Here is a 25,728-nt window from a genome sequence, read left to right as displayed (position 1 = left end):
TCATTTTTTTTCAAACCATAATTCCTTTACGTGTTTTTATACATCCTCAGCCAGAGTGAGTTTGACAAAACTAGACGTTCTTCATAATTCTTTCAAATTTCCGAATTTTTTACCTGCCTAATCTTCTCTCTAATCACCGATGTCTGCTCTGGCCTGGTAATGCCCGCTTCCATAGCAAATCCAATTTTCCCTTTTGGAGGAAGAATTTTTATGTTGTTCTTCTTTTTTTCTGCCGCATAACCCTCGGGTTGAGCTGTTGCGGGCAAAGCCAAGCCAAGAGCTTGTTCGTCTTCTGTTCTAACCATCCAACGAGTGACATGCTCCAACTCGGACGGCCGGTGCTTAACATAACTGGCATATCCATCTGGATGACATTGAAGGCTGTGAGCCCAGCCCATTTCGTCCGATTTGTAAGTATAGAAGGCAACCAGTTCTGGATCTAGTATTAGCTCAGGAGTTATATTATTAAGGATGGCAGGATTTTCGGAAACCTTCTGAAAAAATCGTCGATATGGTTCATTTGCCTCGAATTCGCTTATAACCTGCTTCCTTATGGTCACATCATCAGCCCTCTCATTTGCCGTTGTAAAGATGGCGCTGTTTTCAACCAATGAAAAATTGATATGAGCTAAGTACATGTATTCTAATGGTTTGGATGACAAATTACTTATTTCCATACTAATTTGAACTGTTGTTGCATTGGCGTAGAGTCTTACACTGGGTTGAGCTATATAATTATACGAAAATGCACGTTTATAATCATAGCTTCCTTTGAGCTCCATATAATTCCCTATTTTGTCCGTTCCTATTTTTAAACAAGCTTCCTTATAAGGAGCATTAGGAAGTTCACCATGTAAAGGGTGAGGATCATCCGGCGCAGGATTTCCTATTCCTGTTAATCCGCAATGAATGAAAAATCCACCATAGTTCTTCAAATATTCCTGTGTAGGAGCGGGCTCATCAAAGATCGAACTCATTTTTAATGAGCGATTATCAAATGTTGCTGACCATATTTGCTGCCCTTGAAAAGGAAGTAAAATTAGACTTCCATTCAGATTGGACAGGCGGAGTCCACAAACTCCAGAGTTATAGCGAAATAATGATACATGCATATCTTCCGTTTCTGCAAAAGTGGTCTCTTTTTCTTTAAAATATTGAGGTTTTAGCGTTATTCGGGATGTAAAATTCATTTATCCACCTCTAAAAAACTAGTTTTGTTTAAATTTATTCAAACCTAATGCCATCAAAATAACCAATCCCTTAACGACCATTTGGTAATACGGAGATACATTAAGAAGGTTTAAACCATTATTAATGACACCAATAATTAAGACCCCCATAACCGTTCCAATGATACGGCCTTTACCTCCGTATAAATTAGCACCACCAAGAACTACAGCTGCAATCGCATCTAATTCATACATATTACCGGCATTAGGGGAACCTGACCCAAATTGCCCTGCTAATAACACACCGCTTAGACCGGCCAATAAACCACTAATTGAGAAAACAGTCAGACGAATCTTGGTTACCGGTATTCCTGATACTTTGGCCGATTCTTTATTTCCTCCAACTGCTAATACGTATCGTCCAAATCTGCTTCTTTCCAAAAAGTGATATCCTATTAAGACCACTAGGAAAAATAGAATAGATGAATTAGGTATCCCTAATGTTTTTCCTTGACCAATAAGCTGCAAAAAATCGGAATTAATCGGTGCAGGGTATCCCCCTGTGACAAGAAACGCAATCCCCCGAACCGACATCATCGAGGCAAGGGTTACAATAAAAGAAGGAATGATTAACTTAATTGAAAGAGTACCCATTAAAAAACCTACGAGTAATCCTGCCAAAAGACCAATAATCACAGAGAGGAAAATAGGAACGTTATAGGTTGAAGATAATACCCCCACGAGTGAACCTGTTAAGGCAACAACAGAACCAACGGAAAGGTCAATTTCTGCGGAGCAAATGACAAATGTCATCCCTACAGCTATAATTCCTATCAGAGACACCTGCTGCAAGACATTAGTGAAATTACTGAAAGTAAGAAAGTAATCGGAACTTAAAGATAATATTAAGCATATTCCAACCAAAGCAATGACAGTGTCGTTTTTTAATAAGATTGCTTTAATATTCCTTGCAGATTTACTTTTTATATCCGAATCAAAATTTTGAACTTCAACCGTTTTGTCTATCACTTTTTCACTCATACGATCATCCCCATTATTTTATTCTCTGTAGCATCTTTCGGTAGAATTTCACCCGTAACCTTTCCTTTGTTAAAGGTAATAATCCTATCAGAAACTCCTAACACTTCACTTAGTTCTGAAGAAACCATAATCACGGTTCCTCCTGCTGCAGCGAATTCCTTAATTAATCTATAAATCTCAGACTTTGAGTTCACATCAACACCTCTTGTAGGTTCATCCAGCAATAATAAATCAATTCCTCTAGCTAGCCATTTGGCAATGACTACTTTTTGCTGGTTTCCGCCGCTGAGTTCCGTAATCGGCTGAGCCGCTCCGGTGGTTTTAATTTTTAATCTTTCTATATTAAAATCAATGGCTTCCTTTTCTTTTTTAAAATCAATGCTGCCTAATTTTTTTAATTTATCTAGGATAACCATACTAATATTTTTTCCAACATCCATTTTTAGAAATAGCCCTTGATCTTTTCGATCCTCAGTGACAAAACCAATAGAATTCTTAACAGCTTGACTGGGTTCTTTAAACTTTATATTTTTCCCTAAGTACAATATTTTTCCCTCTGTGATCTTTCTTATTCCAAAAATAGCTTCTAACACCTCGGTCCTCCCTGCTCCGACAAGCCCAGCTAAACCAAGGATTTCTCCCCGATTAACTTCTAAATTTACATCCTCAAAGGCCCCATCTGAAGTAAGGTTTTCGATTTTTAACACCGTTTCCTTCTCCCTTCTTCTCAGGTTCAGATTTTCTGCATATAAATTTTCTGCATATAGATTCTCTACATTCTTTCCCATCATTAATTCAATAACTTGTTCCGTATTGGTATCGCTGACTGCTATACTATCTATTAATCTGCCGTTCCGTAAGACGGTTATTTGATCACATACATCAAATATTTCTTCCATCCTATGAGAGATGAATATGATACTTACTCCCTCAAGGGCAAGCTGGCGGATAATCTTGAAAAGAATTTTCGACTCGTGAACAGAAAGGCTTGAAGTTGGTTCGTCTAGGACTAAAATGTTGGCGTTTTCTGATAAGCCTTTTGCAATCTCAACCAATTGTCTTTGCCCCATACTTAAGTTTCTGATTAATTCTCGAGGGTCGACAAAGACCCCAACACGCTTGAGATGCTTTTCGCACTCGGCCAGCATTCTTTTTTTATCAATGGTTTGAAGCCAGCTGGAGGCCGATATTATATTTTTGGATGTACCTTTTGTAAATTCTCTAGTTAAAAACATATTTTCAGCAACCGAGAGATCAGGAAATAAATTTAATTCCTGATGTACAACACTCAGCCCATTCTCCCTTGCTAGCTGAGGGTTGCTAATTTCTACTGCACTGCCTTTTACTTTTATAGTGCCTTCATCAAATTGGTAAACCCCTAACAATATTTTGATTAATGTAGACTTTCCAGCCCCATTATGCCCCAGAAGGGCATGAACTTCACCCTTTTTTACAGTAAAATTCACCTTGTCGAGAACTTTGTTCCCGTAGAAGCTTTTCGTAATGCCTAGAGCTTCTAAAGCCGGCCCATTTTCCATATTATTCCCCCCTTAAAGGATAGGCTCATATCAAATTTTTCAATACGAGCCTCTCTCTTCTTATTATTTAAAGTCTTTTACATTGTCTTTCGTTACAAGCTGTACCGGCAACGGAGTGATCGGATCCAGCTTCTTGCCATCGATGGCATCTAAAGCGGAGTCAACAGCCATTTTACCCATTAGTTTCGGCTGCTGGGCAATGGTAGCTAAAACAGCCTCGTCTTCGATTGCCTTGCTTAATTGATCCGTGATATCAAATCCAATAATTTTTACATTTTTATTTCCGACAATCTGCAATGCATTTACAGCGCCTAAAGCACCGCCTTCATTCGTTGTAAAAATAACATCTAAGTCCGGGTTAGCTTGGAGCATATTTTGAGTCGATTTCAAGCTGGTATCCTGGTCATTTCCTGGCAAAGTAGATACAACCTTAACACCTGATAAAGAACTAACACCCTCAATAAATCCTTTCGCACGATCTTTTTGAGCTACTGAACTCTCCCAAACAAGAATGCCAACATTGGCTTTCCCGTCAAATTTCTCTTTAATGTATTTGGCTGCATAATCACCGGCCATTTTACCTGCTGCTTTATTATCTGTACCGATAAAGGTTGCCACTTTATCGGTCTCTAGCTTCATATCTGCTGTTACAACTGGAATTTTTGCATTTACAGCTTCTTCAACACTTGGCACAACCGCTTTAGGGTCTACGCCATACACAATCATTCCATTCACTTTTTGCTCAATAAAGTCTTTGATTTGATTGGTTTGTTTAGCTAAGTCACTATTTGGATCGGACACCATAATGTCAACACCTTTTGCCTTTGCTTCTTCTTTCATTCCATTAATGACATCTACATAAAAAGCATGCTGGGCTGTAATAACTGTTACACCTAGTTTCGTTTTTTTATCACCAGAGCCAGATGTTTCACTATCTCCGCAAGCAGCTAATAAAGTACCGAAGACTAACACAATACCGGCAATAAATAATTTATTTTTCATATATAAATCCTCCCCTATTTAAGTGTCACTACTAGTCACGTTTAATAACCCTCTGCAAAATAATGTTCGGAATATTAAGAAAAAACTTCGGATATTTCTTATCACTTACCTCCTTTCCATCCTAGAGTTAGAAATTACCGTTTATTTCGTTGGATAAAATGGGTTTCGTGGTGGTTTAAAACAAGGGAAGGATTATACTTTGTGATGAACTCGCTGTTTTGTTATTCGTAGTAATTATTCTTTCTTCTAAAAATCAAGTTCATGAATGTTTCCGATTGGATTACACAAGGCTTCACAACCATCTGGTTTAATCACAATACCTTTTTCCCAACGAATACCGAAGGTTTCAGTTTTCATAAAAGTATCGATTTGGAATGTCATATTGGGTTCTAGTACATAATCTGAAGAAGTTTCCATCCATGGTGCTTCCACTTCTATTAGACCTGTTCCATGACATGGTCCATATAAGTAGTTCTTCTCAAATCCATTATCTTTAAAAAATTGATAAAACCCTTTGGCGATGTCGCTGGCTACTATCCCAACCTTTAGATTATTTTGTGTCCATTCATGTGCCTTGAGGCCAAATTCGATGATAGTCCGCCGCTCTTCTGTCAGCTTTCCGAGACTAACCGGCATTCCAATACTAGGAGAATAACCATCAACCTTTGCTGAAAGATTTAGTTGAACAATATCCCCTTTATTAATAACTCGATGTGAAGATCGTGAAATAGCATGACTGGTAGACTTCTCGCTAAATATGTACATCGGAAGACCCTCATATTCAGCACCATTTTCATAAATGACTCTTTGAGCAATGCCCACCATTTGTAATTCTGTCATTCCCGGCTTTATGCTCTTGATGACTTCATTTATGGCAAGTTCTGTTATTCTAAATCCTTCTTTCATACATAAAATTTCATTTTCGGATTTAATTTTTCTCAATTCAACCATAATATGGTCTGCTTTTACAATTTCTGCTTCAGGAAAGCATTGTTTTAACCCTTCCATCATGACAATGTTGGTATCGAGAAAACTGGCTACACCAATTCTAAGTTTTTGTCCGGATACTCCTAATCCTTTAAAAACATCACGATAGGTGTTAGGTTTGATTTCAGGATAACTTGGGTTTGCGGATTCTCTATATTCCATCAAAACATAGATATTATCAATCTTTCCAAAGTCTGATGCATAAATATCACTTTCAGGACCAACCATTAATGCAGCTTGACCTGAGGGAGCAATGGCTACGCCTGCTCGTTCAAACAGCGGCCAAAAGCCACTAAAATATCTAACATTGGCGTAATCTGCTTCATTTGAATTGACAATTAATATATCTAGATTGTTCTCAGCTGTTAATGTAGCAGCTCTGTGGATTCTTTCCTTATATTCATAATCAGGGATATACATTCTGTTTTGCATGTCATCACTCCTCATATTTTTAATAAATAACTTTCTTCCGGCTTGATTAGCCCCAATTACGGGCAAGGTCCTCCGCACTAACAAACTCTGCACCTAAGTCTTTTAGTCTATCAATAAGAATAGAAAATTCAGTCATTGCCTTTTCACCACAGCCATCCGTAAGAAAATGATCAGGAGTCACTGTGCACTCACCAAAATAAAAGGATTGCTTTAGCGGAACAAACTCCCAAGGGTGGAAGTAAAAACACAGAACAACCGGCAGTTCCTTGTTTCTTAAAAAGCGAATAAACTTGTTAATTTTATCCATAAGAAAATCAGAACCTTTTGTTCTAAACAAAGGCCATTGATCCCTGTCGCGCTCAAGCCCAGGGTCGTTGCTTACCATTTCCATATCAGCAAAGTTTGGAATCTCTAAAATCTTCATATCACCTTCCTTTGTCCAATCTTTTTGATTTGGGTGATAGGGGACAAATCTTTCCCGATAGAAATACATTGGGTACGATGCATCTGCAACGTAATTTAATTCTTCGAGCGCATTTAACACGGCGGTTGACCCCCAAAGCCTTGGACTTCTAAAAGAGACGGGAGAGTCACCTAGTACTTCAGCCACCCACTCTGTTGCCAGCTTAATTCTCATAGGAACTTCATGTGGAAGAAGGGATTTTTCCAATGGAATCGGGAATAACTCATCCCCGACAGTTTCATGCAGCAAGGAATGACAGCCTACTTCATTGCCACTTTGTTTAACAAGTTCTACAATACTGGGATGTTTTCTGGCAGCATCACCTGTGAAAAAAAATGTACCTTTTATATCCTTTTTATCAAATAACTCCAGCAATCTTGGGGTCGCATTCTTTAACCCCTCATAATAGGGTGTGAAACTTCCAACATCCGTTTCCATATCAAATCCGAAAACTACTTTAATATTGTCTTTTGTGTTTGCCATTCGGTCCCCTCCTTTTATAAAAATTTCATTTGTTTGTCACCCTAATTAAAAAGAAAATCCCATGGTAGTGTAAAAAGCCATATTGACTTGTCTAGTATCCAATCTTCCATATTGAGCGATGATTGGAACATCACTCTCAAGTTTAATGGCATATTGGGTTTCCTTTGGGATAACGTTCCCTCCAATATCGGCAGGGTTATCCATCCTAAAGCACCGTACCCTCTCCCCATCCACACTCTCTAATTTTGCGCAGACAGGTTCACGGTCTGTAAAAAATAATGTCACTTCAACGGTCGCAGGTGTCTTACTCATATTTAAAACGATAATGGATTCATGGCCTTTCAACTCTGAATCTCCCGGCGGAGGTAATTCCCCATCCGGGAATATCCAATGCAACTTCCCGTGAATTTCACTCATACTCTCTCCTCCTTCCTTGTGTTAATAAAGATTTTATTAGTGGATTCATTGATGATTAATTCTGGCTCTAGAACCACTTTCTCAAAGATTTTTACATCCTCATATTTTTCCTTTCTAAGAATGATCTCAGCAGCTATCGATCCTATTTTAAAGGCTGGCTGGATGATAGATGTTATTTGTGGTTTTAAAAGCCCGGTAACATCGTTTGCATCGAAACAAACAACCGCTATATCCTCCGGTATGTTTAATCCCTTTTCTGTCATTGCCTTTATAGCTCCATATAAGAGAAAGTTATTGGCAGCAAATAAAGCTGTGGGACGTTGCCCGTTTTCTAACCAATCACGCATAATGTTGTAACCGCTATCAAATTTGAATGTGCCGATGCCTAGCAAGTTCTCATTTAACAGCAGGTTATAATCAGACATACATTTTTTAAATCCTTCAAAGCGTTCAACGGCAGTAGACTGATTCTGAGGTCCGGTAATCATAGCGATTTCTTCATGACCCTTCTCAATCAGATGATGAACCAGATCATAAGCTGCCCTCATATTATCAATCGTTACGACATCAAAGTTTTCACTGGTATCAGGAAGGTTATCAACAAAAACCACAGGTATCCCAGAGTCTTTATATTGAGTAAACAAGTCGGGATTACCACCTACTGTTGCAATGACAAGACCGGAAATCTGCTTTTGCAGTAATAACTTTACATATTCTTCTTCTTTTTCGATATCTTCATCACTGTTACAAACAATAACGGTAAATCCATTTTCCATTGCAGTTTTTTCAATACCCTTAATAACGGTTGCATAGAAGTTATTTGTAAGATCTGGAACAATTACACCTAAAGTATTGGATTTCTTTCTTTTAAGACTTCTTGCAACTTCATTCGGTTGATACCCCATCTCTTTAATCGTTTTTAATATTAATTCCTGTGTTTCTTTGCTAACCCTTCCTTTCCCGTTGACAACCCTTGATACAGTTGATACCGAAACATTTAAATAATTTGCAATATCCTTTAGTTGAACTGTCATATAATCCTCCTGCTTTTGAGCAAACGTTTTCGCAATAAAATCCTGTTCATTTACAGATTTTTATTATAAACAGCCCATATTTAGAACCTAATTTCAACAAATTTGTAAACTTGTATAGTAAAATACTGCTCCATTCAACTTAATTTTGAGCAAACGTTATCTCAAAATTAATTCTATTACCGTGTTTAAAAATTGTCAATAAATTTTCTGTATATTTTTATTATTTAAATAATAATACTTGATTTTTAATGCAAAAAACTCTGAAACGATAACAAGCAACATCCTAGTGGCTTACCATTTGGTTATGGCGTATGCCTACAAGGTGCTTTGCAATATGAGGAGCCAAAAGCCCCGCAAAGCTAATTCCACCGATACAGCAACACAGGCGCTAATCAGTCCAATACTACTGAAACCCCTGAGCTTTAAAAATATAAGTGAAACATCAAATTGCTCTTTCAACACTATTTCGTTATGAATCATATTCTATTTGTCATTTCAATGTTTTGTTTTTCCTTTAACATTCGTTCGGGTAAGTTTTTGGCCTATCTCTCTCCTCCTCCAAGCAAACCCTCCGTAGTTTTAGAACGTTCAAAAAAAGGGTATAAACAATATAATAAATAAAAAAACAGGGGTGATGAGCATGGAGAAACCGAATAAGCAACCTTCCAAAAAACTAAAACAAGGATTGAGGGATCATCCGGAGCAGTATAAAACAGAAAACGAAAGTCTATTTGATATGTATGAAAGCGAACGAAATGTCGATCCGATTCCTATGGAGGACTTAAAAGATAATTTACGTGATGAGAAAAGGAAGCATCATACAAAAGATACCTCCTCTAGCGAAAGAAAATATAAATAGGCTTCATTATGAAAGGCATACCTCCGCTGAGGTATGCCTTTTTCTGTACCTCGTATTTATCTTACGTGCCGCAGAAGGTCCGGTATGGCCGGTTGGATGGCGCAGGCGGCGCAGCGTACTCTGCCTGTTCAGGAGAATATGCGTACGGATGAGAAAGAGCCGCAAGAAGCTGCTCCATTACACTGTAATCGCCCTGATTCACCGCCGCTTCTAGCGCGGCTTCCACCCGGTGGTTGCGAGGAATGAGCGCAGGATTGCTGCTGCGCATGAGTTGCTGGGCGGAGTCTTTCGATTCCTGCTGGCTATCAAGTCTTGTCTGCCACCGTTCATGCCACCGGGCAAATTCTGACGTCTCAAACAGTCCCCCATCTTCCTGTGTACCCAGCGTTAAAGCGCGGAAGGTATTCGTATAGTCCGCACGGTGCTTCTGCATCAGGCTGAGAAGATCGTCTATAAGGGACTCATCCTGCGCTTCCTCCTGATATATGCCCAACTTCGTCCGCATGCCCGCAAGCCAATGGTGGCGGTACAGCTGAGCAAATTTCGAAAGGGCGGCCTCCGCCAGCTTGATCGCTTCCTCCTCATTGTCGTGCAGCAGGGGCAGTAAGGCTTCGGCAAAGCGCGCGAGATTCCAGGCAGCAATCCGCGGCTGATTGCCGTAGGCGTAGCGGCCATACGTATCAATGGAGCTGAAGACGGTTGCCGGGTCATACACATCCATAAAGGCGCAGGGGCCGTAATCAATGGTCTCTCCACTAATGGTCATGTTGTCGGTGTTCATCACCCCGTGGATAAAGCCGACCAACTGCCATTTGGCAATAAGTGCGGCCTGACGCTTAATCACTTCCTGAAGCAGGGAAAGATATGGCTGCTCATCGGTCTCAGCTTCTGGAAAATGCCGCTGCAGCGCATAGTCCGCCAGAGCCTTCAGTTCCTCGGCTGTACCCCATTGTGCCGCGTACTGAAAGGTGCCGACGCGCAGGTGGCTCGCTGCCACGCGGGTCAGAATAGCACCGGGCAGGTCGGTTTCACGAATGACAGACTCACCGGTTGTCACTACAGCCAAGCTACGGGTGGTAGGGATACCGAGCGCGTGCATCGCTTCGCTGATGATGTATTCGCGCAGCATCGGACCAAGCGCCGCTCGACCATCACCTCCGCGGGAATACGGAGTGCGACCGGACCCTTTAAGCTGAATATCAAACCGTTCTCCTAAAGGAGTGATGTGTTCACCAATCAGCAGAGCCCGTCCATCCCCTAGCATCGTAAAATGCCCGAATTGATGACCCGCATACGCTTGCGCAAGCAGCAAAGCCCCTTCTGGCGCCCGGTTGCCGGCAAGCACGTCTACCCCTTCTTCACTCTGCAGTGCCTGACTGTTTAACCCAAGAGATGCCGCCAGCGGTTCATTGAGAACGGCAAGCTTCGGCGAACGCACCGGGTTAGGATTGAGGATAGTAAAGAATTTTTTCGAAAGCCGTGCGTAACTGGTATCTATGTTCCATCCGATTTCTCTCATGTCGTTTTTATGATTTTCTTTCACCATGTACCTCCCATCAGAATCTTCTTCCCCTAGTATATACACAATGAATATACGTTTTACACTCTTTCGCCCCGTTAAACTGCATTTCATGAACGCTTGCCGGAGATTCTCTACTGTCTTCTCATCTTTTCTCTATTCACAGAATACGCTGATAGCAGATTGAAAAAGAGGAACGGAGGAAATGGCATGCATATTAGAACAATACCGACTGTGGAGCAGATTAGGCCTGAACTTATTTTCGGCAGAACCGCGATTGTTATCGATGTTCTCAGAGCATCCAGCACCATCGTAGCGGCTCTTCATTCCGGCTTTGCCTCCGTGGTTCCGGTAGAAACAATCGAGGAGGCGGATGCGCTGCGCTCGCCTGCTGCGATACTGGCTGGAGAACGGCATTGTGAAAAGATCGCCGGATTTGATTATACGAATTCGCCTGCCGACCTCGCCCGCGCCAAGCATACAGGTAAGCAGCTTATTTTGACCACAACAAACGGCACAAGAGCAATGCAGAAGGTAAAACAAGCGGAGCGGATTCTCGTCGGCTGTTTTTTGAATGCGACCGCCTGCATCACCAAGGCGCTTGCCCTACAATGCGATATTGTGCTGTGCTGCGCCGGGACGCGTGGCGAGTTCGCTCTAGAGGACGGGCTCGCTGCCGGATTGATGATCCATATCGCCAGAAAACATTTCCCTACCCTGCATACATGCGATGCTTCGGCCTTGTTGGAGGCAGGCTATCTGCATATAGCCCATGAACTGGAAGCACGCCTGCACACTTCGATTACAGGTAGGCGTCTCGCGAAGCGGCAGCATGCGGAAGATGTGTCATTGTGCAGCCGCATTGACTATTCACAAATTGTTCCGATCGATTACGAAAAAAGAATACTTTTGCCTGCTTTCTCATAAAAGTAAAGGGAAGAAAAGGACAGGGGTTTGATGTCAATGCCAATATCCTCAGGCGAAGCCGTGCTTGTTATCCTAATTATTACCGGTTTGCTTGGCCGCTCACCCATACTAGCTACAGCAGCCAGTATGCTGCTTGTGCTAAAGCTGGCTTCCCTTGAGCGCTTCTTCCCGGCAGTAGAACGCCGCGGAATGGAAATCGGGCTTCTCTTTTTAACAATTTCCGTATTGGTGCCGTTTGCCAGCGAGAAAATCACCGCCAAAGATCTTATTCCTCTCTTTACTACGCTGGTGGGCGTGGTAGCTCTCACTGGAGGGGCGCTTGCCACATATTTGAATGGGAAGGGACTCGACATGCTACGGGCCGAACCGCACCTGATTGTTGGCCTTATTGTAGGCTCCATCATTGGCATCGTATTTTTTCGCGGGGTGCCGGTTGGCCCCTTAATGGCCGCTGCGATCACGACCATTCTGCTAAAATCGATCACCTTTATTTTACGATTTTTCAACTGACCCTCTCCGGTAGTTATGTAGGCGCTTTTTCTCTTTTCGCAAAGAGCGTTTCTGATCCGGAGCCCTGGTCCTTATTTGTTCCTCCCTCGTTTTTCATGCCAGGTTTAATGAAGAAAAATGTTAAGATCAAAATGGCCAAGCTTACCCCTGCCATACTAAAAAACACGGTCTTATGCGAGATTTTCATTAACCAACTGAAAAGGGGTGGACCAAAGGCGACGCCAAGAAACCGAACACTTCCATACAAAGAGGTAATCATGCCCCTCTCCGCTTTTTCTACAGCTCCGGTGATGAGCGTATTCAAACAGGGCAGGAGCAGACCGATGCCGATGCTTCCAAGCGTCAGAAATCCAATCATCAAATAGATTTGTTTAAAAAACGCAACCGCTGTCATTGAAGCGCTTAAGATGATGAGTCCTATAATCATCAGTCTGCGGATGAGCGGTTTATTTTGCTTAATTTTTGCTCCGGTACTATAGGCGGTAACGACCATTCCGAACAGAGGGATGGCAAGAATCATTCCTTTTACTATACCATCGATCTTATACGTCTCCTCCAATATATCGGACAGGTAAAACAATACCCCAAAAAGGATAAACAGCCCGGTAGCACCGACAAAAAAGGAAGTAATTAACCATCTTCCTTTGTTTTTTAAGATCTGTTTTACCGCTTTAAGGTATTGACTAAGCGGCTGTCCTTCACCCTTTCGCTTTTCTTTAACGCCAAACCATACATAGGCGGCAACCGCAAAACAAAGAACAGGAAAGGTAAAAAAGACCGCATACCATGTAATAAGAGCGATCGCGGAGCCAATTATCGGCGAGAGGATTTTTCCCATTCCATTGGAGGATTCAATAATGCCAAGCGCTTTACTCTCCTCGGCCCCTGCATACAAATCACCGATTAAAGCCATAGCAATCGGAGCGGTTCCCGCTGCCCCAATCCCCTGAATAACCCGTCCGCCTAAGATTACCATATAAGAATTCTCCATTAACCACGCTGCCAGTCCGGAAATAATCCCGCCAATCCCGTATAAGATCAGCGAGGGAACGATAATCCACTTGCGCCCAAATCGGTCAGATAAATAGCCAACCAACGGAATAATAATACCTGCCGCCAGCGAGAATACAGTAATCGTAAGGCTTGTCTGAAACTGTGTTAAACCAAGCTTAGCCTTCATCGTGGGAAGCACAGGCACTAGCATTGAATTTCCGAGTACCATAACAATCGGGATAAAAGCAATGGCAATCATGGCCGACGTCCCTTGTTTTGTTTCCATATTTCTTCCTCCAATTTTCGCTCCCTGATGTTTGTCCTTATTTTACCCTTTCCCTTGCATTCACTTTTGATACAGAGAAAAGAACCGCCAAGTCTATGCGGCGGTTCTTTTCTTTATAAAGTCATCTGCCCTTGATTGAAGGAAGGAAGACAATCCGCTTCTACAACAGCGCTCTCATGTCTGAAAACAAAGGTATCAAACCGTAAGCCTCTCCGCAGGCACTCTAGATTGTACGCATCCGCAATTTGAACATTGCCTATGTTTACATTCCGTCCCAAAAATTGCAGCAGTTCGATTTGCTGTTTTTTTTGCGGGGCTTCCCAGATTAAACGCTTCCTGTCGTCATAGGCAATCGCATTTTCTACAGCCGTTAAAAACGCGGTGTCAATCTCGCCTTTCTTATCATATATCCCTACACCCTTTCCCGATTCCCTGCCTTCTACAATCACATAGGAGGCACCGTGCGCAAGATCGGCATAAAAGGTCTGCTGCAACTCTTCGACACTAAGCTGGCTGCCATCTGCCTTTTTCCCGCATTCCGTAATAACAATAAATCCTCTTGCAGTTACTTCCTGAATGATACTGCACCGCTCATCTGCGGAGAGCTCAATGGTTCCATCAGAGATTTCCAAGCAGCGAAATCCTATTTTCTTCATGGAATCCAGATAGTTTTGCAGCGCACCCTGATAATACGCAATTTCAAATAATGTTCCCCCAGGATACAGCACGACCCCATATTTATCTGCTAATAAAACTTTTTTTCGTAGAATTTCAAGCGGATACAATACGGTAGTACCGAAGCCAAGCTTAACATAGTCAACATATCGACCGGCAAGCTGTAAGAAGTCCTCAAATGAAGCAAGACCGATTCCTTTATCAATCATCATCGTAAGCCCGCTATCTTTTGGTATCCCCACTCTCTCCCCCGAAGGGTCAGCAAGTCGTGGATGATACGCAGTGTCTAGATGATTCACAGCCGTTCCTCCTTATCGGCGAATGTCCCTGCAAATCATCGTATGTAAACCAGCCTATACTAGTTCTGCTTTTTTTCTTCTTATTCCACGTTTCCCTCCGCTTTATCCAACGTAAGAAGCTGACCACCTGCATGGATGTATATATTCGGCTCCTTCTCGCCATCCCCGAGAACAGCTTTCTTTAATCCATCAATAAATGGGGAGATAATATCAACAAAATTCTGTTTTTCCCCTTCCTCATCCAATTGTCCCATGATATAGAGTTCCTTATCTTCCTTATATATGTAAGCAATATACCCGACAGCTTTTCCTCCTGTATCTACTACATTTAAAATGACCCCCTGCTTGGTTTGAAATTCTGGCTTTAAAAACAGCACTGAGAACACTCCTTCCTTCTAATCTCCATTATTATAGCTTGGCCAAATTCACTCCTTTCATCCGCAAAAAATGCGCAGCGGCAAGGGCTGCGCATTGCATAACTTTTCTCTTATTCTGGAATTACTTCTTTTTCTATTAAGTAACAGACAATCCGCTCAACAGCATCATGTATGGCCTGATTATCGGTTTCGATGATTATGTTAGGGGCAGCCGGCTCTTCATACGGTGCAGTAATCCCAGTAAATGCGGGGATTTCATTTGCTCTTGCTTTTTTGTACAGCCCTTTCGGATCTCTTTTTTCACACTCAACAAGCGGACACCTCACATAAATCTCAATAAATTCGTCGTCCTCTACCAAGCTACGAGCTAACTCTCTGTCGGCAGCATACGGCGAAATAAAGGCGGTCAGCACGATATTCCCCGCATCCACAAACAATTTCGCCACCTCGCCAATTCTCCGAATGTTTTCCTTTCGCTCCGCTTCGCTAAAACCGAGGTCTTTATTTATCCCATGACGGATATTATCGCCATCCAATAAATACGTGTGCAGTCCCATTTCATATAACCGGCTCTCCACTGCATTAGCCAGCGTGGATTTGCCTGAACCAGAAAGGCCGGTAAACCACAGCACAGCACTTTTATGTCCATGAAGCCTGCGCCTCGCTCCCTTTGTTATAACGGTGGGATGCCATATAATATTTGCATCATGCGCTGCCATCACACTCTCTCCCTTACTGTTGGTCTGCTGCAATCCCCATGCCGCGGATCAATACTTCCACCACTTCCGGGCGGCTGAACTCGGGCGGTGGCGCTTCTTTATCCCGCAACATTTCTCTTACTTTTGTTCCGGAGAAAATGACGTGTTCTTTCGAATCATGCGGACATGTTTTGGTTGATGCCATGTTGCCGCACTTCCTGCAATAAAAGCTATGTTCAAAAAATAGCGGGGTAATTCCCAGTTCTTCTGCAGAAAACTTCCCAAAGATGAGCTGGGCATCGTATGTGCCGTAGTAATTGCCCACACCCGCATGATCGCGGCCTACGATAAAATGAGTGCAGCCGTAATTTTTTCGTACGAGCGCATGGAAAATCGCTTCTCTCGGTCCAGCATAGCGCATTGCCGCCGGAAATACAGCGAGAAACACACGATTCGTAGGATAATACTCCCGCAGCAGCACCTGATAGCTTTCCATGCGAATCGGCGCCGGAATATCATCATTTTTTGTTTCCCCGACAAGCGGATTGAGGAAAAGCCCATCCACAATTTCAAGCGCTGACTTCTGAATGTATTCATGGGCGCGATGAACCGGATTTCGTGTCTGAAACCCGACAACAGTTCGCCAGCCAAGCGCAGCAAACGCGGCTCTTGTCTGTGCAGGGTCAAGATCATACGCTGCAAATGCGCCTTTTTCCGGGCGACGTATGAGCGTAATCGGACCGGCAAGATACACCTCAGGTCTCTCCCATAGTTTCTTTACCCCTGGATGCTTCAGATCGGTTGTTCCATATACTTGGACAGCTTCAGCTCTCTTATCGGCAAAGTATTTTTCCTGCAGCTCCAATATTCCGTATATGTCTCCCTTATATACAAGCTTTACCTTCTCACCAATTGTAAGAGAATCGGCGACAAATTCCGAAACCGGCAGCGTAATAGGGAGGCTCCATACGTAGCCGCTTCCCAGCTTCATCTCATGTATGACGCCATAATAATCATCTTCACCCATAAAACCGGTAAGCGGGCTGTACGCTCCGATCGCAATCAGTTCCAGATCCGATAAGGCAAAGCGATCCATCTCAATTTCTGTTAGAATAGCGGAATAATCATACGCAAGATCTACCCGATTCACCAGTGCTCCACCATGTGGTTGATTCACCTTTCACCCACTCCTCTTCTATCCTATTGATGCAGCCCGCACTCTGTTTTTTCAAAGCCCGCCCAGCGGCCGGTGCGAAAATCCCCGCGATCGGTGACGGGCGCAGTACAGTGCTCACAACCAATGCTCGGATACCCTTTATCGTGCAGTACATTGTACGGCAATTGGTGCAGCATAATATAATTCCATACATCCTCCCACCTCCAGTGAATGAGCGGACATATTTTAATGGACGAAAACTTGTGATCTTTATTAATAAATTGAACCTGGGCGCGCGTAGGGGATTGCTCACGCCGCAGCCCGGAGAGCCATGCTTTTTTTCCCGATAGTACGCTTGCAAGCGGCGTAATCTTGCGGATGCTGCAGCATGCGGCAGGATTCGTCTTCCATAAGGCATCTCCGTATTGCTCGGCCTGCTGCTCAAGCGTAAGCGCAGGCATAATGGCTTCAATTCGCAGTGTTGAATATTTTTCCCGCACTTTTTTCACCACATCATACGTTTCTGTAAAATGCGCATTCGTATCAAGAAACACGACATGGGCATCCGGACAAACCTTACTAAGTATATCGATAAGCACGATTCCTTCCGCACCAAAGCTGCAGGCATAAACAAGCTCATCGTTAAAACTCTGACACGCCCACCTTACAACATCCAGCGCATCTTTATTTCGCATCTCCTGATTTAGCCTTTGATAATCCTCATCCAAAAGCTGCTGAAATGATAGCTGGCCATTATGCGGCATTACGTACCTCCTTATTTCTCTATGCTTTTTTGACGAAAAGCCGTCTTTTGCCCTTTTAGTATATTGTAGTTATCCGCCTAAGGTTCCGCTCATATAAAGAGTAAGATCAAAGATGAAAGGGTAAAACATGAAAGAGAAATCTTTGTAACAATCTAGGACAGAGAGGAGAATACGATGCAGCAAACTGAACCAACGGTTGCACACCGAATCCTTGAGCAGCTTCAACTCTGGGGAGTTAAAAGAATATATGGGGTTGTCGGCGACGCAATTTTTGGGCTCATGGATGCGATAGCTAAGCAAAATCAAATCCAGTTCATCGCCGTAAAGCATGAGGCTACAGCCGCCATGATGGCTTCCGCAGAAGCAAAATTAACAGGCGGACTTGGGGTATGTACCGCTACCATGGGGCCGGGTCTCGCCAATCTGTTAAACGGACTGGCAGATGCCTGTAAAGATAAAGCGTCCGTGCTTGCCATTACCGGCCAGGCGTCAACGGATAAAATCGGAACCGATTATAAGCAATATATAAACCAGCAGGAGTTAATTAAGCCGCTCGCGGCATACAGCACCCTTCTGGCTCATCCTCATACCATCATTGACGTATTAACGAAGGCAATGCATCTATCACTTGTAAAGGGAGCGGTTACCCATCTTTCTGTTCCAAAAGATATGTTTACGATGCCGACTACAGCCTTGCTCCGCGCAAAACCGTCATTACTAAAGGGAACCTATTATTTTGAAGCAGATGGGCTGGCACTGGCCATTGACATTATGAAGACAGCGCAGCGGCCGATGATCCTCGCTGGTACAGGCGCTTACGGCGCTGCCCAACACGTAGAAGCGCTTGCCGAGCGATGGGGAGCGGGCCTGCTTGTCAGCCTGGGTGCAAAGGGAATGCTTCCTGAAACCTCACCTCATTTGCTGGGAGGAATCGGACAGGGCGGCAACCCATATGCGGCTCCATTGTTCAAAGAGGCAGATGTGGTGCTGCTTATTGGAGATACATGGTGGCCGGAGGGATACGTTCCTGAGCATGCACGAATCATACAGATTGATTACATGCAGGAGAACATCGGCAAAGGAATCCCTGTTGAAGTAGGAATTGTTGGTGATTCAGGGGCCGTCGTCCCGTTGCTGGTTGAGAAACTGCCTAAAACGAGCCCGCTGCCAGTATGGGAATCACAATGGAAGGAAGCGAAACAAAAATGGGCCGAGCAAAATGAGCAGGAAGGCAACAAAACCTCCACCCCGCTTTATCCGGCTCGCATTGTCCGGGCGATTGAAAATGCAGTACAACCCAATGCGATCATCACGCTTGATACGGGAGATATGACGGTATGGGTGAATCGAAGCTTTCGTGCAAAGGAGCAGGATTTTTTATTTTCCGGTGAATGGAGAACGATGGGGTTTGGCCTTCCTGCCGCGCTCGCAGCAAAACTGTGCATGCCCGAAAGACAGGTCGTCGCTATCGTGGGAGACGGTGGCATCGCAATGACACTGGCGGATTTGCTGACGGCTGCTCGCTATAGCCTACAGCTTACTGTTGTCGTATGTAATAATGGCTATTTACAGATGGAGCGCGATAAAATGATCGCAGGCGGATTTAGGCAGGAGGGTGTGGACGTAACTAACCCGGATTTCGTTAAAGCGGCAGAGGCATGCCGCTGGAATGGATACCGGGTTGATTCTGACACACAGCTAGAGGATATATTGCAGCAGGCTTTTACATCAAACCGGCCAGCACTGATTGACGTAGCCACCGCCTCTGTGATGCATCCTGAAACGAAAGGCTAGTCCTTTTCACAGGATAATCCGATTGGGACGTGAAAGAGGCTTCCTATGTTATACAAAAACAGCCGGGAAGAAAAGCGCTTCTTCCCGGCTGTTTTTCTTGTGCTCTGCGTTAAATAAGCTTTAAGCCGCTTATGAGAATAAGCGTGGCAACGATGGTACGCAGCGGCCTAGCTGGGACTTTCGCTGATAACGTACTCCCTAATACAACACCTGGAATGGAGCCGAGAAGAAGATTGCCTGCCAGCATATAGTCTACACTGCCTGTGCCTGCATGAAGTACCCCGGCAACGGTTACTAGAAGAAACGCATGGGCGATATCGGTTCCAACCAGCTCCGATGCATTCATGCGATACAGATACAGCATCGCAACCGCAAATAAAGAGCCCGATCCGATGGAGGTAAGCCCAACAATAAAACCGAACACAATACCGATACCGATCGTGAGTCCTTTCTTCTCTTCGATCGGCGCCAATTGCCAGCGATTGGGGCGCAGCTTCTTATCAAAGAATACGCGTGCAATTGTCGCAAGAGAAACCAGAATCAAAACATATCCAAGCGCACTTTTAATGATTTCCTCTTGATTTTGATACATGCTGCCAAAGAAATGCAGCGCTCCTACCGCAACAACTGCGCTTGGAATACTCCCTATAGCTAAATATTTTACCAATGTAAGATTAACTGTTTTTTGCTTCCAATGCTGCATGACGCCAAAAAATTTTGTGACGGAATTGTAGAGTAAATCTGTACCTACCGCAATGGAGGGCTGTACCCCGATCATAATTAAAATAGGAGTTAACAATGCCGCCCCGCCCACTCCTGTCAAGCCGACTAAAAATCCAATCAACAAGCCCATTATCGTTATTTCTATGCTCATTTTTCTCCTACCTTATCCAAGCTTCTGCGCATGCTTTCTCATGCCTATCCATGTACCGACCCTGCTCCTTTCACCGTTTCATTTACCCGCCCACATAGTTATTGATATATGACCATATAGAAAAAAGGGTGCCGCCTTCTTCCCCGAATAAAACAACACGAAAAAGCCGATCGAAAAAACGATCGGCTTTTGTTGATTGTATGGTGCTATTCTATTTAAACCAGCCTTTTTCCTTGAAGCGTGTAATCGCCTCAATACGATTCTGCACTTCAAGCTTATCTAAAATAGTAGAAATATAATTGCGAACCGTTCCTGTCTTAATTAAGAGCTGATCGGCAATTTCCTTTGTGTTTTTACCATCCGCAATAAGCAATAGCACCTCTTTCTCCCGCTCTGTGAGAGGATTTTCCTCGCTGTATACATCATCCATCAGCTCCGGTGCATACATGCGCCTACCCGCCATGACACTGCGAATTGAGCTTGCAAGCTCCTCGCTTGGGCTGTCCTTCAATAAATAGCCGCTTACGCCTGCCTTTAATGCTCGCTGAAAATAGCCGGAGCGGGCAAAGGTTGTTAAAATGATGACTTTACAACCTACCTCCTTTATCTCTTCTGCTGCATCAAGTCCGCTTTTTACGGGCATTTCAATGTCCATGATACATACATCCGGTTGGTATTGATGCACAAGAGAAATGGCGTCTTCTCCGTTGCATGCCATGCCGACCACTTCCATATCATCTTCCAAGTTGAGCAGCGAACCTAGCGCCCCCAGCATCATTCGTTGGTCTTCTGCAATGACAATGCGAATCATGTAAGCTCCTCCTTATCCGGCTGTTTGATCACATTCGGTACCCGTATGATGATCATTGTCCCTTCTTGTGTAATAATCTCCAGCCTTCCGTTAACAAACTCCAAGCGCTCTTTCATGCCGAGCAGGCCATGTCCTTTCCCGACATCATCATCTACCACGATGCCGCATCCATCATCTCGTACTATAATCGTGATCTCATTCCACGACTGTTCGATCGTAATATGGCAGGAGGAAGCCCCGCTATGCTTTACAACATTGTTCACCGCTTCCTTAACACACATGCTTAAAATGTTTTCAAGAAAAAGAGACACATTCGTTAAGGGCGTTTCTTGCTCAATGACGACATCAATTTGAGCGGCTTTCAGGATTTGTCTGATGCGAATCAATTCTTCTTTTAATTTAATGCCACGCATTTGCGATACCATTTTTCTTACTTCATTCAATGCGGTTCTTGCCGTCTGCTGCACATCTTTTAGTTCAGAGCGTGCTCGCTCCGGGTCCTTGTAGATTAATTTTCTCGCCAGGTCACTTTTTAACCCGATCAGCGAGAGTTTCTGGCCTAATGTATCATGCAAATCTCTAGCAATCCGTTGACGCTCTTCGTGCTTAACCAGCTCCGCGATTCTTTTGTTCGCATCCTCAAGCTGTTCTTCGAGCTGCCCCTGTTTTTTTCGATTATAAATATTGAACGGCAGAAGGATAATGCTAATCCAAATGATCACAATAAAAGGCAGCTGCTTTAAAAATAAGCTCTCCTGCAAGACCACGTTATAATTGATCGATACGGTAGCACAGACCAAATGAAGAATGTATAACGTAATAAAAGCAATCCGATCTTTAATATTTCCGTTATAGTACGCAATATAAAAAGCAAAATACACATATTGAAAAAGGATGGTCATCGTTATAGAGATACTAATGAGGATACACGTCCACAAGTAAACGAGCCATCCCTTTGAAATAAAAGCAAAGCGATACGCAATAAAGAATAAAATCGTCAATGAGATTCCTACAATAACTTCTTTATTGGAGGAAGTCTCGAAAATAAAGTAAAACGGTAAAATGCTAAAAACGCTCCATATATAAGGAGAAATCCCTGTGTTTTTCAGGGATTTAAGATACCTTTTTGGCATGAGTAGAACCTCTTTTATCATGGTACTGCTATTTTACCATAGAAGAATTCTATATGGCTTTACATATTCCGCTACAGCTCAGACTTAATTTGTACAGGCACACTGTTTTTTTGATGCGTCAAAGCGAAGTTTCTGACTTCCTTAAACCCTACAAACTTCTTGTTCTGTTCATCCCATAAGCGAAAGCGAAGGGAACACAAGCTTGTAGCCAGAGTAATTGTCCGTACGTCCTTACTCGAGAGGTGCGTATTGTGAACAGTCTCAAGATAATAATTCGGCACTCTCGGACTTAAATGGTGAACATGATGAAAACCAATATTGCCTGTAAGCCATTGCAGAACCTTTGGAAGCTTGTAATATGAACTTCCTTCCAAAGCAGCCTTTACGTAGTCCCACTCTTCCTCTTTTTCAAAATACGAATTCTCAAATTGATGCTGTACATAAAACAGCCAAATACCAAGAGAGCTTGAAATAAAGAAGATGGGGATCTGAATCATCAAGAATGACTCCCACCCAATTGTCCAGCACAATAAGCCGACCAAAGCGATGATGGAAAGATTCGTGATATACGTGTTTATACGCTCTTTACGTCTGGCACCCTTCACGTTAAACCGATAAGAGATAAGAAAAATATAGATGGGACCTAAGCCAAACATAACAAGCGGATTACGATACATCCGATAGGCTAGTCGAACCCAAAACGATGAGGATGCATATTCCTCCACTGTCAACACCCAGACATCTCCTGTTCCGCGCTTGTTCAGATTGCTGCTGGTGGCATGATGAATGGAGTGACTACGCTTCCACTGCTCATATGGACAAAAGGTTAATACCCCTGTAATCGTTCCAAGAATTTTATTGGCTGTCTGGTTTTTGAAGAAGGATTGATGGCAGCAGTCATGAAAAATGATAAAAATACGCACCAAGAATCCGGCAGCAACCGCACTCAGCCCCAGCGTAAGGGCATAGGAAACGGATAAGCTCTCATAGGCAAGAAACCATAACGCAAAAAAAGGAAGGAGCGTATTCATAATCTGCCATATGCTGCTTTTTGTATTCGCTTTTTCATAGGGAGCAATATGCTTTCTCAAATCATTTTGTCTTGTCATTTCGGTTGTATCCCTTCATCATTTATTATTTTAGATTATGAAGGAATATCATAAACCTTTGAAGTCATACGCGTCATATACAAGACATGATAAATGTCATGTATGCTGCACAAAGAAGCCGGCCCAACGAATGTGTTGAACCGGCTTCCTGGCTATTTTATAACATTTCTGGATTAATAAGCGTATTTCTTAATGTGTTTGATCCGAGGAGGTTTACTATCCGGATAGGCATTGGCACCCGATTCAAAAACGATGTACAGGCGGCTGCCTACTACGACCATTCCTTCAGACATGGACGGCATTGTAATGGTTTTCTGGAATCGCTTGTTTTTGTTTAAGTCCCAATATGGAATTCTCTTGCCTGCTGCGCCAACATATCCATCCGCTTTGCTGCCGACCGGATTCTTATAGTAGCTAAGGTAGCTGTCATTGCTGCGTCCGTAGGAGCGGCTGAAGACGATGGATGAGCCAATGATTTCCATTCCCTGTACACGATCCGGCGTATCCATCATATAATCCGGCACAGGCTTAGAAGAAGTAAAATCACCATTTTTCATCTTATACCCTGCGATTTTGCCTGTACCGCCCTTCTTAACAAACTCCCCAACCCACAACACATTGTTTTTGTACAGCACATACGAACCCTGCACATGCACCGGAACCGATTTTTTAAACTTTACGGCACCGTTGTTTTTAGCGGACGCAAGCTCAGACAGTGCGATGCGATGTACTTTCTTATCCGAGGATACCCATAGATTGGAGCCGCTCACGGTAATACCGCCCGCATGACCCATATAGTTTGTCCCGCTCGTATTGCGCAGACTTACTTTTTTCAGCTGCTTGCCTGTCTTATTATCAATGACAGTAAGAATACTTGGCTGTTTTGCATGATAGTAGGAAACAATGACCCAGTTTTTTGCAGCATAGTAGGTTATCCCCTGCGGAATATACCCGTTTTTTAATTCATTTAAGTTCGCCCCAGCTACCGTACGACTTAGAAAAGCTTTGTATGCCGCTTCGCTTGCCTGGCTTGGAGCGGCAAAGGTAAAGCTCCCCAGTACGAGACTTAGGCACAAGAATAGCAATATGTATGTCTTCTTCATCCGTATGCATTCCTCCTTTTATTACTCGCCTATATCGTTGCCTTCTCATCATAAAATAGCTGGATAAAAATGAAAAGTTTCCTAAATCCTACATTTAATGACTATAAAACAGGCTGCTTATAGCACCTTTTATTCAAAAAAATAGAAAAGCCAAGAAATATAAATACTTAAGAACTACAACAACGCTCTGCCAATCGGTGGGAATATTTTTCCTGCATATATCATATACTGCTTGTACATCGAAAGGAGGCCCGTATATGGAAGGAAAAGCTCATCGACTCATTGGTTCGCAGGTCATTTTCGTCGCCGACGTATTACAGCATAAGCTGCCTATCGGAAAGTGCGGCTTTATCGTCCGATACGAACCGAACACACATGATATTTATAAATATTTGGTACGCATTCCAGAAGAGGATACGGATATATGGGTGACGCCATACGATATACAATTAACCGGCAAGCACATCTCGGAGCCGTATACAATAAAAGACTTTGATCGACACTTCGAGACGTTTATTCAATATATCAGCAAAACATAAGGCAACAAGCAATAAGAATGTAAAAAAAGGACGGCTCACAGATGAAGCCGTCCTTTTCGTATACCGTCTCCTATACTTGAATGGGCATAACATAGAAAAAGATCATAAAATAATGCAGCAGCGTACCGACCGCAATAAAGATATGAAAAATCTCGTGGAATCCGAATTTATTGGGAATAAAATTGAGTTTTTTCGTTCCGTAAATAATGCCGCCGACCGTGTAGGCAAGTCCACCCAGCACCATCAAAATCATGGCTTCCGTTGGCAAGCTTTCAATCAGCTTGGCAAAAGGAATGACCGCAATCCAACCAAGCGCCACATAGAATACGGTGGAAACCGAGCGCGGTAGTTTCATGAAAAACAGCTTCATGGCGATACCAATAAAAGAAAGCCCCCACACACCCAATAGCATAGCCCATCTCCATGCCCCTTCCAATCCATAATAAAGAACAGGCGTATAGGAACCCGCAATGAGAATGAAAATGGCCATATGATCTATTTTGCGAAGCCATAGCTCTTTTTCGGGGGTGGTTCGTACCCAGTGATATACAGAACTTGCTCCGTACAATAGAATAACGCTCACTCCGAAAATCGTCATGGTGACCAATTTCGACGGATTGCTTTTTGATTCAAGAATAAGAAAGACCAGGCCGACAATGCCTGCAAGAAAGGGTACGAAGTGTGTCCATGTGTTTACCGGTTCCTTCATCTTCAAAAAATTCATCGTAGCAGCCTC

At 43.2% G+C, this 25,728-nt stretch carries 26 protein-coding genes; 5 read left to right on the top strand and 21 right to left on the bottom strand.

What is annotated here, in order from left to right:
* Positions 1–92: 92 nt before the first annotated feature.
* The 8 genes from AB3351_RS03145 to AB3351_RS03110 all read right to left on the bottom strand — a co-directional run bounded on the left by AB3351_RS03145 (position 93) and on the right by AB3351_RS03110 (position 8,566).
* Positions 93–1,190 carry a DUF4432 family protein gene (locus AB3351_RS03145; protein ID WP_371145657.1) on the bottom strand — a complete coding sequence of 366 codons (1,098 nt, stop codon included), beginning with the start codon at positions 1,188–1,190 and terminating at the stop codon, positions 93–95.
* Between the two features lie 18 nt (positions 1,191–1,208).
* The gene (locus tag AB3351_RS03140) at positions 1,209–2,210 is read right to left on the bottom strand and encodes an ABC transporter permease (RefSeq protein WP_371145656.1); all 1,002 of its coding nucleotides are present in this window, start codon (positions 2,208–2,210) and stop codon (positions 1,209–1,211) included.
* Positions 2,207–3,748 carry a sugar ABC transporter ATP-binding protein gene (locus AB3351_RS03135; protein ID WP_371145655.1) on the bottom strand — a complete coding sequence of 514 codons (1,542 nt, stop codon included), beginning with the start codon at positions 3,746–3,748 and terminating at the stop codon, positions 2,207–2,209. The genes AB3351_RS03140 and AB3351_RS03135 overlap by 4 nt, the downstream gene beginning before the upstream one ends.
* Positions 3,749–3,811: 63 nt before the next feature.
* Positions 3,812–4,750, bottom strand: a complete 939-nt coding sequence (locus AB3351_RS03130; protein WP_371145654.1) for a substrate-binding domain-containing protein — start codon at positions 4,748–4,750, stop codon at positions 3,812–3,814.
* A gap of 246 nt (positions 4,751–4,996) precedes the next feature.
* Positions 4,997–6,169 (bottom strand): M24 family metallopeptidase, encoded by a 1,173-nt coding sequence (locus AB3351_RS03125; protein WP_371145653.1) that lies wholly within the window; start codon positions 6,167–6,169, stop codon positions 4,997–4,999.
* 46 nt (positions 6,170–6,215) lie between these two features.
* On the bottom strand, positions 6,216–7,115 hold the full coding sequence (locus AB3351_RS03120) for a polysaccharide deacetylase family protein (RefSeq protein WP_371145652.1): 900 nt from the start codon (positions 7,113–7,115) through the stop codon (positions 6,216–6,218).
* 45 nt (positions 7,116–7,160) lie between these two features.
* Positions 7,161–7,532, bottom strand: coding sequence for a sensory rhodopsin transducer (locus AB3351_RS03115; protein ID WP_371145651.1), 372 nt, complete (start codon positions 7,530–7,532; stop codon positions 7,161–7,163).
* Entirely contained in the window at positions 7,529–8,566 is a 1,038-nt protein-coding gene (locus AB3351_RS03110) for a LacI family DNA-binding transcriptional regulator (protein WP_371145650.1), read from the bottom strand. The genes AB3351_RS03115 and AB3351_RS03110 overlap by 4 nt, the downstream gene beginning before the upstream one ends.
* Before the next feature lie 640 nt (positions 8,567–9,206).
* Between AB3351_RS03110 and AB3351_RS03105 the strand changes: the two genes are divergently transcribed.
* Positions 9,207–9,425: a hypothetical protein gene (locus tag AB3351_RS03105; protein ID WP_371145649.1), complete on the top strand. Its 219-nt coding sequence runs from the start codon at positions 9,207–9,209 to the stop codon at positions 9,423–9,425.
* A gap of 61 nt (positions 9,426–9,486) precedes the next feature.
* Here AB3351_RS03105 and AB3351_RS03100 read toward each other — a convergent pair whose 3' ends face one another.
* The gene (locus AB3351_RS03100) at positions 9,487–10,944 is read right to left on the bottom strand and encodes a protein adenylyltransferase SelO (RefSeq protein ID WP_371145680.1); all 1,458 of its coding nucleotides are present in this window, start codon (positions 10,942–10,944) and stop codon (positions 9,487–9,489) included.
* A 210-nt stretch (positions 10,945–11,154) separates the two neighbouring features.
* On the opposite strand from AB3351_RS03100, the gene AB3351_RS03095 reads away from it, so the two are divergent.
* Together AB3351_RS03095 and AB3351_RS03090 are read left to right on the top strand one after the other, a co-directional pair.
* Positions 11,155–11,871, top strand: coding sequence for a 2-phosphosulfolactate phosphatase (locus tag AB3351_RS03095; protein WP_371145648.1), 717 nt, complete (start codon positions 11,155–11,157; stop codon positions 11,869–11,871).
* 42 nt (positions 11,872–11,913) lie between these two features.
* A complete protein-coding gene (locus AB3351_RS03090; protein ID WP_371145679.1) occupies positions 11,914–12,381 on the top strand; it encodes a DUF441 domain-containing protein in 468 nt (155 codons plus the stop codon).
* 13 nt (positions 12,382–12,394) lie between these two features.
* On the opposite strand, the gene AB3351_RS03085 is transcribed toward AB3351_RS03090, so the two are convergent.
* From AB3351_RS03085 to AB3351_RS03060, 6 genes are all read right to left on the bottom strand, one after another.
* Positions 12,395–13,660, bottom strand: coding sequence for an MFS transporter (locus AB3351_RS03085; protein WP_371145647.1), 1,266 nt, complete (start codon positions 13,658–13,660; stop codon positions 12,395–12,397).
* 113 nt (positions 13,661–13,773) lie between these two features.
* Complete coding sequence (gene comA / locus AB3351_RS03080; protein WP_371145646.1) at positions 13,774–14,634, bottom strand: phosphosulfolactate synthase; 861 nt, start codon at positions 14,632–14,634, stop codon at positions 13,774–13,776.
* A gap of 80 nt (positions 14,635–14,714) precedes the next feature.
* Complete coding sequence (locus tag AB3351_RS03075) at positions 14,715–15,011, bottom strand: hypothetical protein (RefSeq protein ID WP_371145645.1); 297 nt, start codon at positions 15,009–15,011, stop codon at positions 14,715–14,717.
* A gap of 110 nt (positions 15,012–15,121) precedes the next feature.
* Positions 15,122–15,730, bottom strand: coding sequence for an adenylyl-sulfate kinase (gene cysC, locus AB3351_RS03070; protein WP_371145644.1), 609 nt, complete (start codon positions 15,728–15,730; stop codon positions 15,122–15,124).
* Positions 15,731–15,743: 13 nt separating this feature from the next.
* Positions 15,744–16,886, bottom strand: a complete 1,143-nt coding sequence (gene sat / locus AB3351_RS03065) for a sulfate adenylyltransferase (protein ID WP_371145643.1) — start codon at positions 16,884–16,886, stop codon at positions 15,744–15,746.
* Positions 16,887–16,909: 23 nt separating this feature from the next.
* Positions 16,910–17,629, bottom strand: coding sequence for a phosphoadenylyl-sulfate reductase (locus AB3351_RS03060; RefSeq protein WP_371145642.1), 720 nt, complete (start codon positions 17,627–17,629; stop codon positions 16,910–16,912).
* Between the two features lie 174 nt (positions 17,630–17,803).
* On the opposite strand from AB3351_RS03060, the gene AB3351_RS03055 reads away from it, so the two are divergent.
* Positions 17,804–19,423, top strand: coding sequence for a thiamine pyrophosphate-binding protein (locus AB3351_RS03055; protein WP_371145641.1), 1,620 nt, complete (start codon positions 17,804–17,806; stop codon positions 19,421–19,423).
* A gap of 109 nt (positions 19,424–19,532) precedes the next feature.
* Here the strand turns inward: AB3351_RS03055 and AB3351_RS03050 are convergent, their stop codons facing one another.
* The 5 genes from AB3351_RS03050 to AB3351_RS03030 all read right to left on the bottom strand — a co-directional run bounded on the left by AB3351_RS03050 (position 19,533) and on the right by AB3351_RS03030 (position 24,453).
* Entirely contained in the window at positions 19,533–20,297 is a 765-nt protein-coding gene (locus tag AB3351_RS03050; RefSeq protein WP_371145640.1) for a sulfite exporter TauE/SafE family protein, read from the bottom strand.
* A gap of 211 nt (positions 20,298–20,508) precedes the next feature.
* Positions 20,509–21,108 (bottom strand): response regulator, encoded by a 600-nt coding sequence (locus tag AB3351_RS03045; RefSeq protein WP_371145639.1) that lies wholly within the window; start codon positions 21,106–21,108, stop codon positions 20,509–20,511.
* On the bottom strand, positions 21,105–22,241 hold the full coding sequence (locus tag AB3351_RS03040; protein ID WP_371145638.1) for a sensor histidine kinase: 1,137 nt from the start codon (positions 22,239–22,241) through the stop codon (positions 21,105–21,107). Before AB3351_RS03040 ends, AB3351_RS03045 begins: the two co-directional genes overlap by 4 nt.
* A 71-nt stretch (positions 22,242–22,312) precedes the next feature.
* Positions 22,313–23,350: a Delta(5) desaturase DesA gene (desA, locus tag AB3351_RS03035; protein ID WP_371145637.1), complete on the bottom strand. Its 1,038-nt coding sequence runs from the start codon at positions 23,348–23,350 to the stop codon at positions 22,313–22,315.
* Between the two features lie 173 nt (positions 23,351–23,523).
* Positions 23,524–24,453: a hypothetical protein gene (locus AB3351_RS03030; RefSeq protein WP_371145636.1), complete on the bottom strand. Its 930-nt coding sequence runs from the start codon at positions 24,451–24,453 to the stop codon at positions 23,524–23,526.
* A 257-nt stretch (positions 24,454–24,710) separates the two neighbouring features.
* Here AB3351_RS03030 and AB3351_RS03025 point away from each other — a divergent pair, with 257 nt between their 5' ends.
* On the top strand, positions 24,711–24,992 hold the full coding sequence (locus AB3351_RS03025; RefSeq protein ID WP_371145635.1) for a hypothetical protein: 282 nt from the start codon (positions 24,711–24,713) through the stop codon (positions 24,990–24,992).
* A gap of 70 nt (positions 24,993–25,062) precedes the next feature.
* On the opposite strand, the gene trhA is transcribed toward AB3351_RS03025, so the two are convergent.
* Positions 25,063–25,716: a PAQR family membrane homeostasis protein TrhA gene (trhA, locus tag AB3351_RS03020; protein ID WP_371145634.1), complete on the bottom strand. Its 654-nt coding sequence runs from the start codon at positions 25,714–25,716 to the stop codon at positions 25,063–25,065.
* Between the last annotated feature and the right edge of the window lie 12 nt (positions 25,717–25,728).

Origin of the sequence: Aneurinibacillus sp. REN35, assembly GCF_041379945.2 — a bacterium.
Taxonomy (GTDB): Bacteria; Bacillota; Bacilli; order Aneurinibacillales; family Aneurinibacillaceae; genus Aneurinibacillus.
Note: the sequence above shows the minus strand (reverse complement) of the source record. Positions and strands in the feature narration are given on the sequence as shown.

Bases quoted from the DNA above. Each gene is read 5' to 3' on its own strand.
- AB3351_RS03040 (WP_371145638.1), bottom strand. From the start codon at position 22,241: ATGCCAAAAAGGTATCTTAAATCCCTGAAAAACACAGGGATTTCTCCT.
- AB3351_RS03140 (WP_371145656.1), bottom strand. From the start codon at position 2,210: ATGAGTGAAAAAGTGATAGACAAAACGGTTGAAGTTCAAAATTTTGAT.
- AB3351_RS03105 (WP_371145649.1), top strand. From the start codon at position 9,207: ATGGAGAAACCGAATAAGCAACCTTCCAAAAAACTAAAACAAGGATTG.
- AB3351_RS03125 (WP_371145653.1), bottom strand. From the start codon at position 6,169: ATGCAAAACAGAATGTATATCCCTGATTATGAATATAAGGAAAGAATC.
- AB3351_RS03030 (WP_371145636.1), bottom strand. From the start codon at position 24,453: ATGAAGAAGACATACATATTGCTATTCTTGTGCCTAAGTCTCGTACTG.
- AB3351_RS03130 (WP_371145654.1), bottom strand. From the start codon at position 4,750: ATGAAAAATAAATTATTTATTGCCGGTATTGTGTTAGTCTTCGGTACT.
- AB3351_RS03120 (WP_371145652.1), bottom strand. From the start codon at position 7,115: ATGGCAAACACAAAAGACAATATTAAAGTAGTTTTCGGATTTGATATG.
- AB3351_RS03095 (WP_371145648.1), top strand. From the start codon at position 11,155: ATGCATATTAGAACAATACCGACTGTGGAGCAGATTAGGCCTGAACTT.
- AB3351_RS03145 (WP_371145657.1), bottom strand. From the start codon at position 1,190: ATGAATTTTACATCCCGAATAACGCTAAAACCTCAATATTTTAAAGAA.
- cysC (WP_371145644.1), bottom strand. From the start codon at position 15,730: ATGGCAGCGCATGATGCAAATATTATATGGCATCCCACCGTTATAACA.
- trhA (WP_371145634.1), bottom strand. From the start codon at position 25,716: ATGAATTTTTTGAAGATGAAGGAACCGGTAAACACATGGACACACTTC.
- AB3351_RS03110 (WP_371145650.1), bottom strand. From the start codon at position 8,566: ATGACAGTTCAACTAAAGGATATTGCAAATTATTTAAATGTTTCGGTA.
- AB3351_RS03050 (WP_371145640.1), bottom strand. From the start codon at position 20,297: ATGAGCATAGAAATAACGATAATGGGCTTGTTGATTGGATTTTTAGTC.
- AB3351_RS03045 (WP_371145639.1), bottom strand. From the start codon at position 21,108: ATGATTCGCATTGTCATTGCAGAAGACCAACGAATGATGCTGGGGGCG.
- AB3351_RS03100 (WP_371145680.1), bottom strand. From the start codon at position 10,944: ATGAGAGAAATCGGATGGAACATAGATACCAGTTACGCACGGCTTTCG.
- AB3351_RS03085 (WP_371145647.1), bottom strand. From the start codon at position 13,660: ATGGAAACAAAACAAGGGACGTCGGCCATGATTGCCATTGCTTTTATC.
- AB3351_RS03055 (WP_371145641.1), top strand. From the start codon at position 17,804: ATGCAGCAAACTGAACCAACGGTTGCACACCGAATCCTTGAGCAGCTT.
- AB3351_RS03115 (WP_371145651.1), bottom strand. From the start codon at position 7,532: ATGAGTGAAATTCACGGGAAGTTGCATTGGATATTCCCGGATGGGGAA.
- AB3351_RS03135 (WP_371145655.1), bottom strand. From the start codon at position 3,748: ATGGAAAATGGGCCGGCTTTAGAAGCTCTAGGCATTACGAAAAGCTTC.
- AB3351_RS03060 (WP_371145642.1), bottom strand. From the start codon at position 17,629: ATGCCGCATAATGGCCAGCTATCATTTCAGCAGCTTTTGGATGAGGAT.
- AB3351_RS03025 (WP_371145635.1), top strand. From the start codon at position 24,711: ATGGAAGGAAAAGCTCATCGACTCATTGGTTCGCAGGTCATTTTCGTC.
- desA (WP_371145637.1), bottom strand. From the start codon at position 23,350: ATGACAAGACAAAATGATTTGAGAAAGCATATTGCTCCCTATGAAAAA.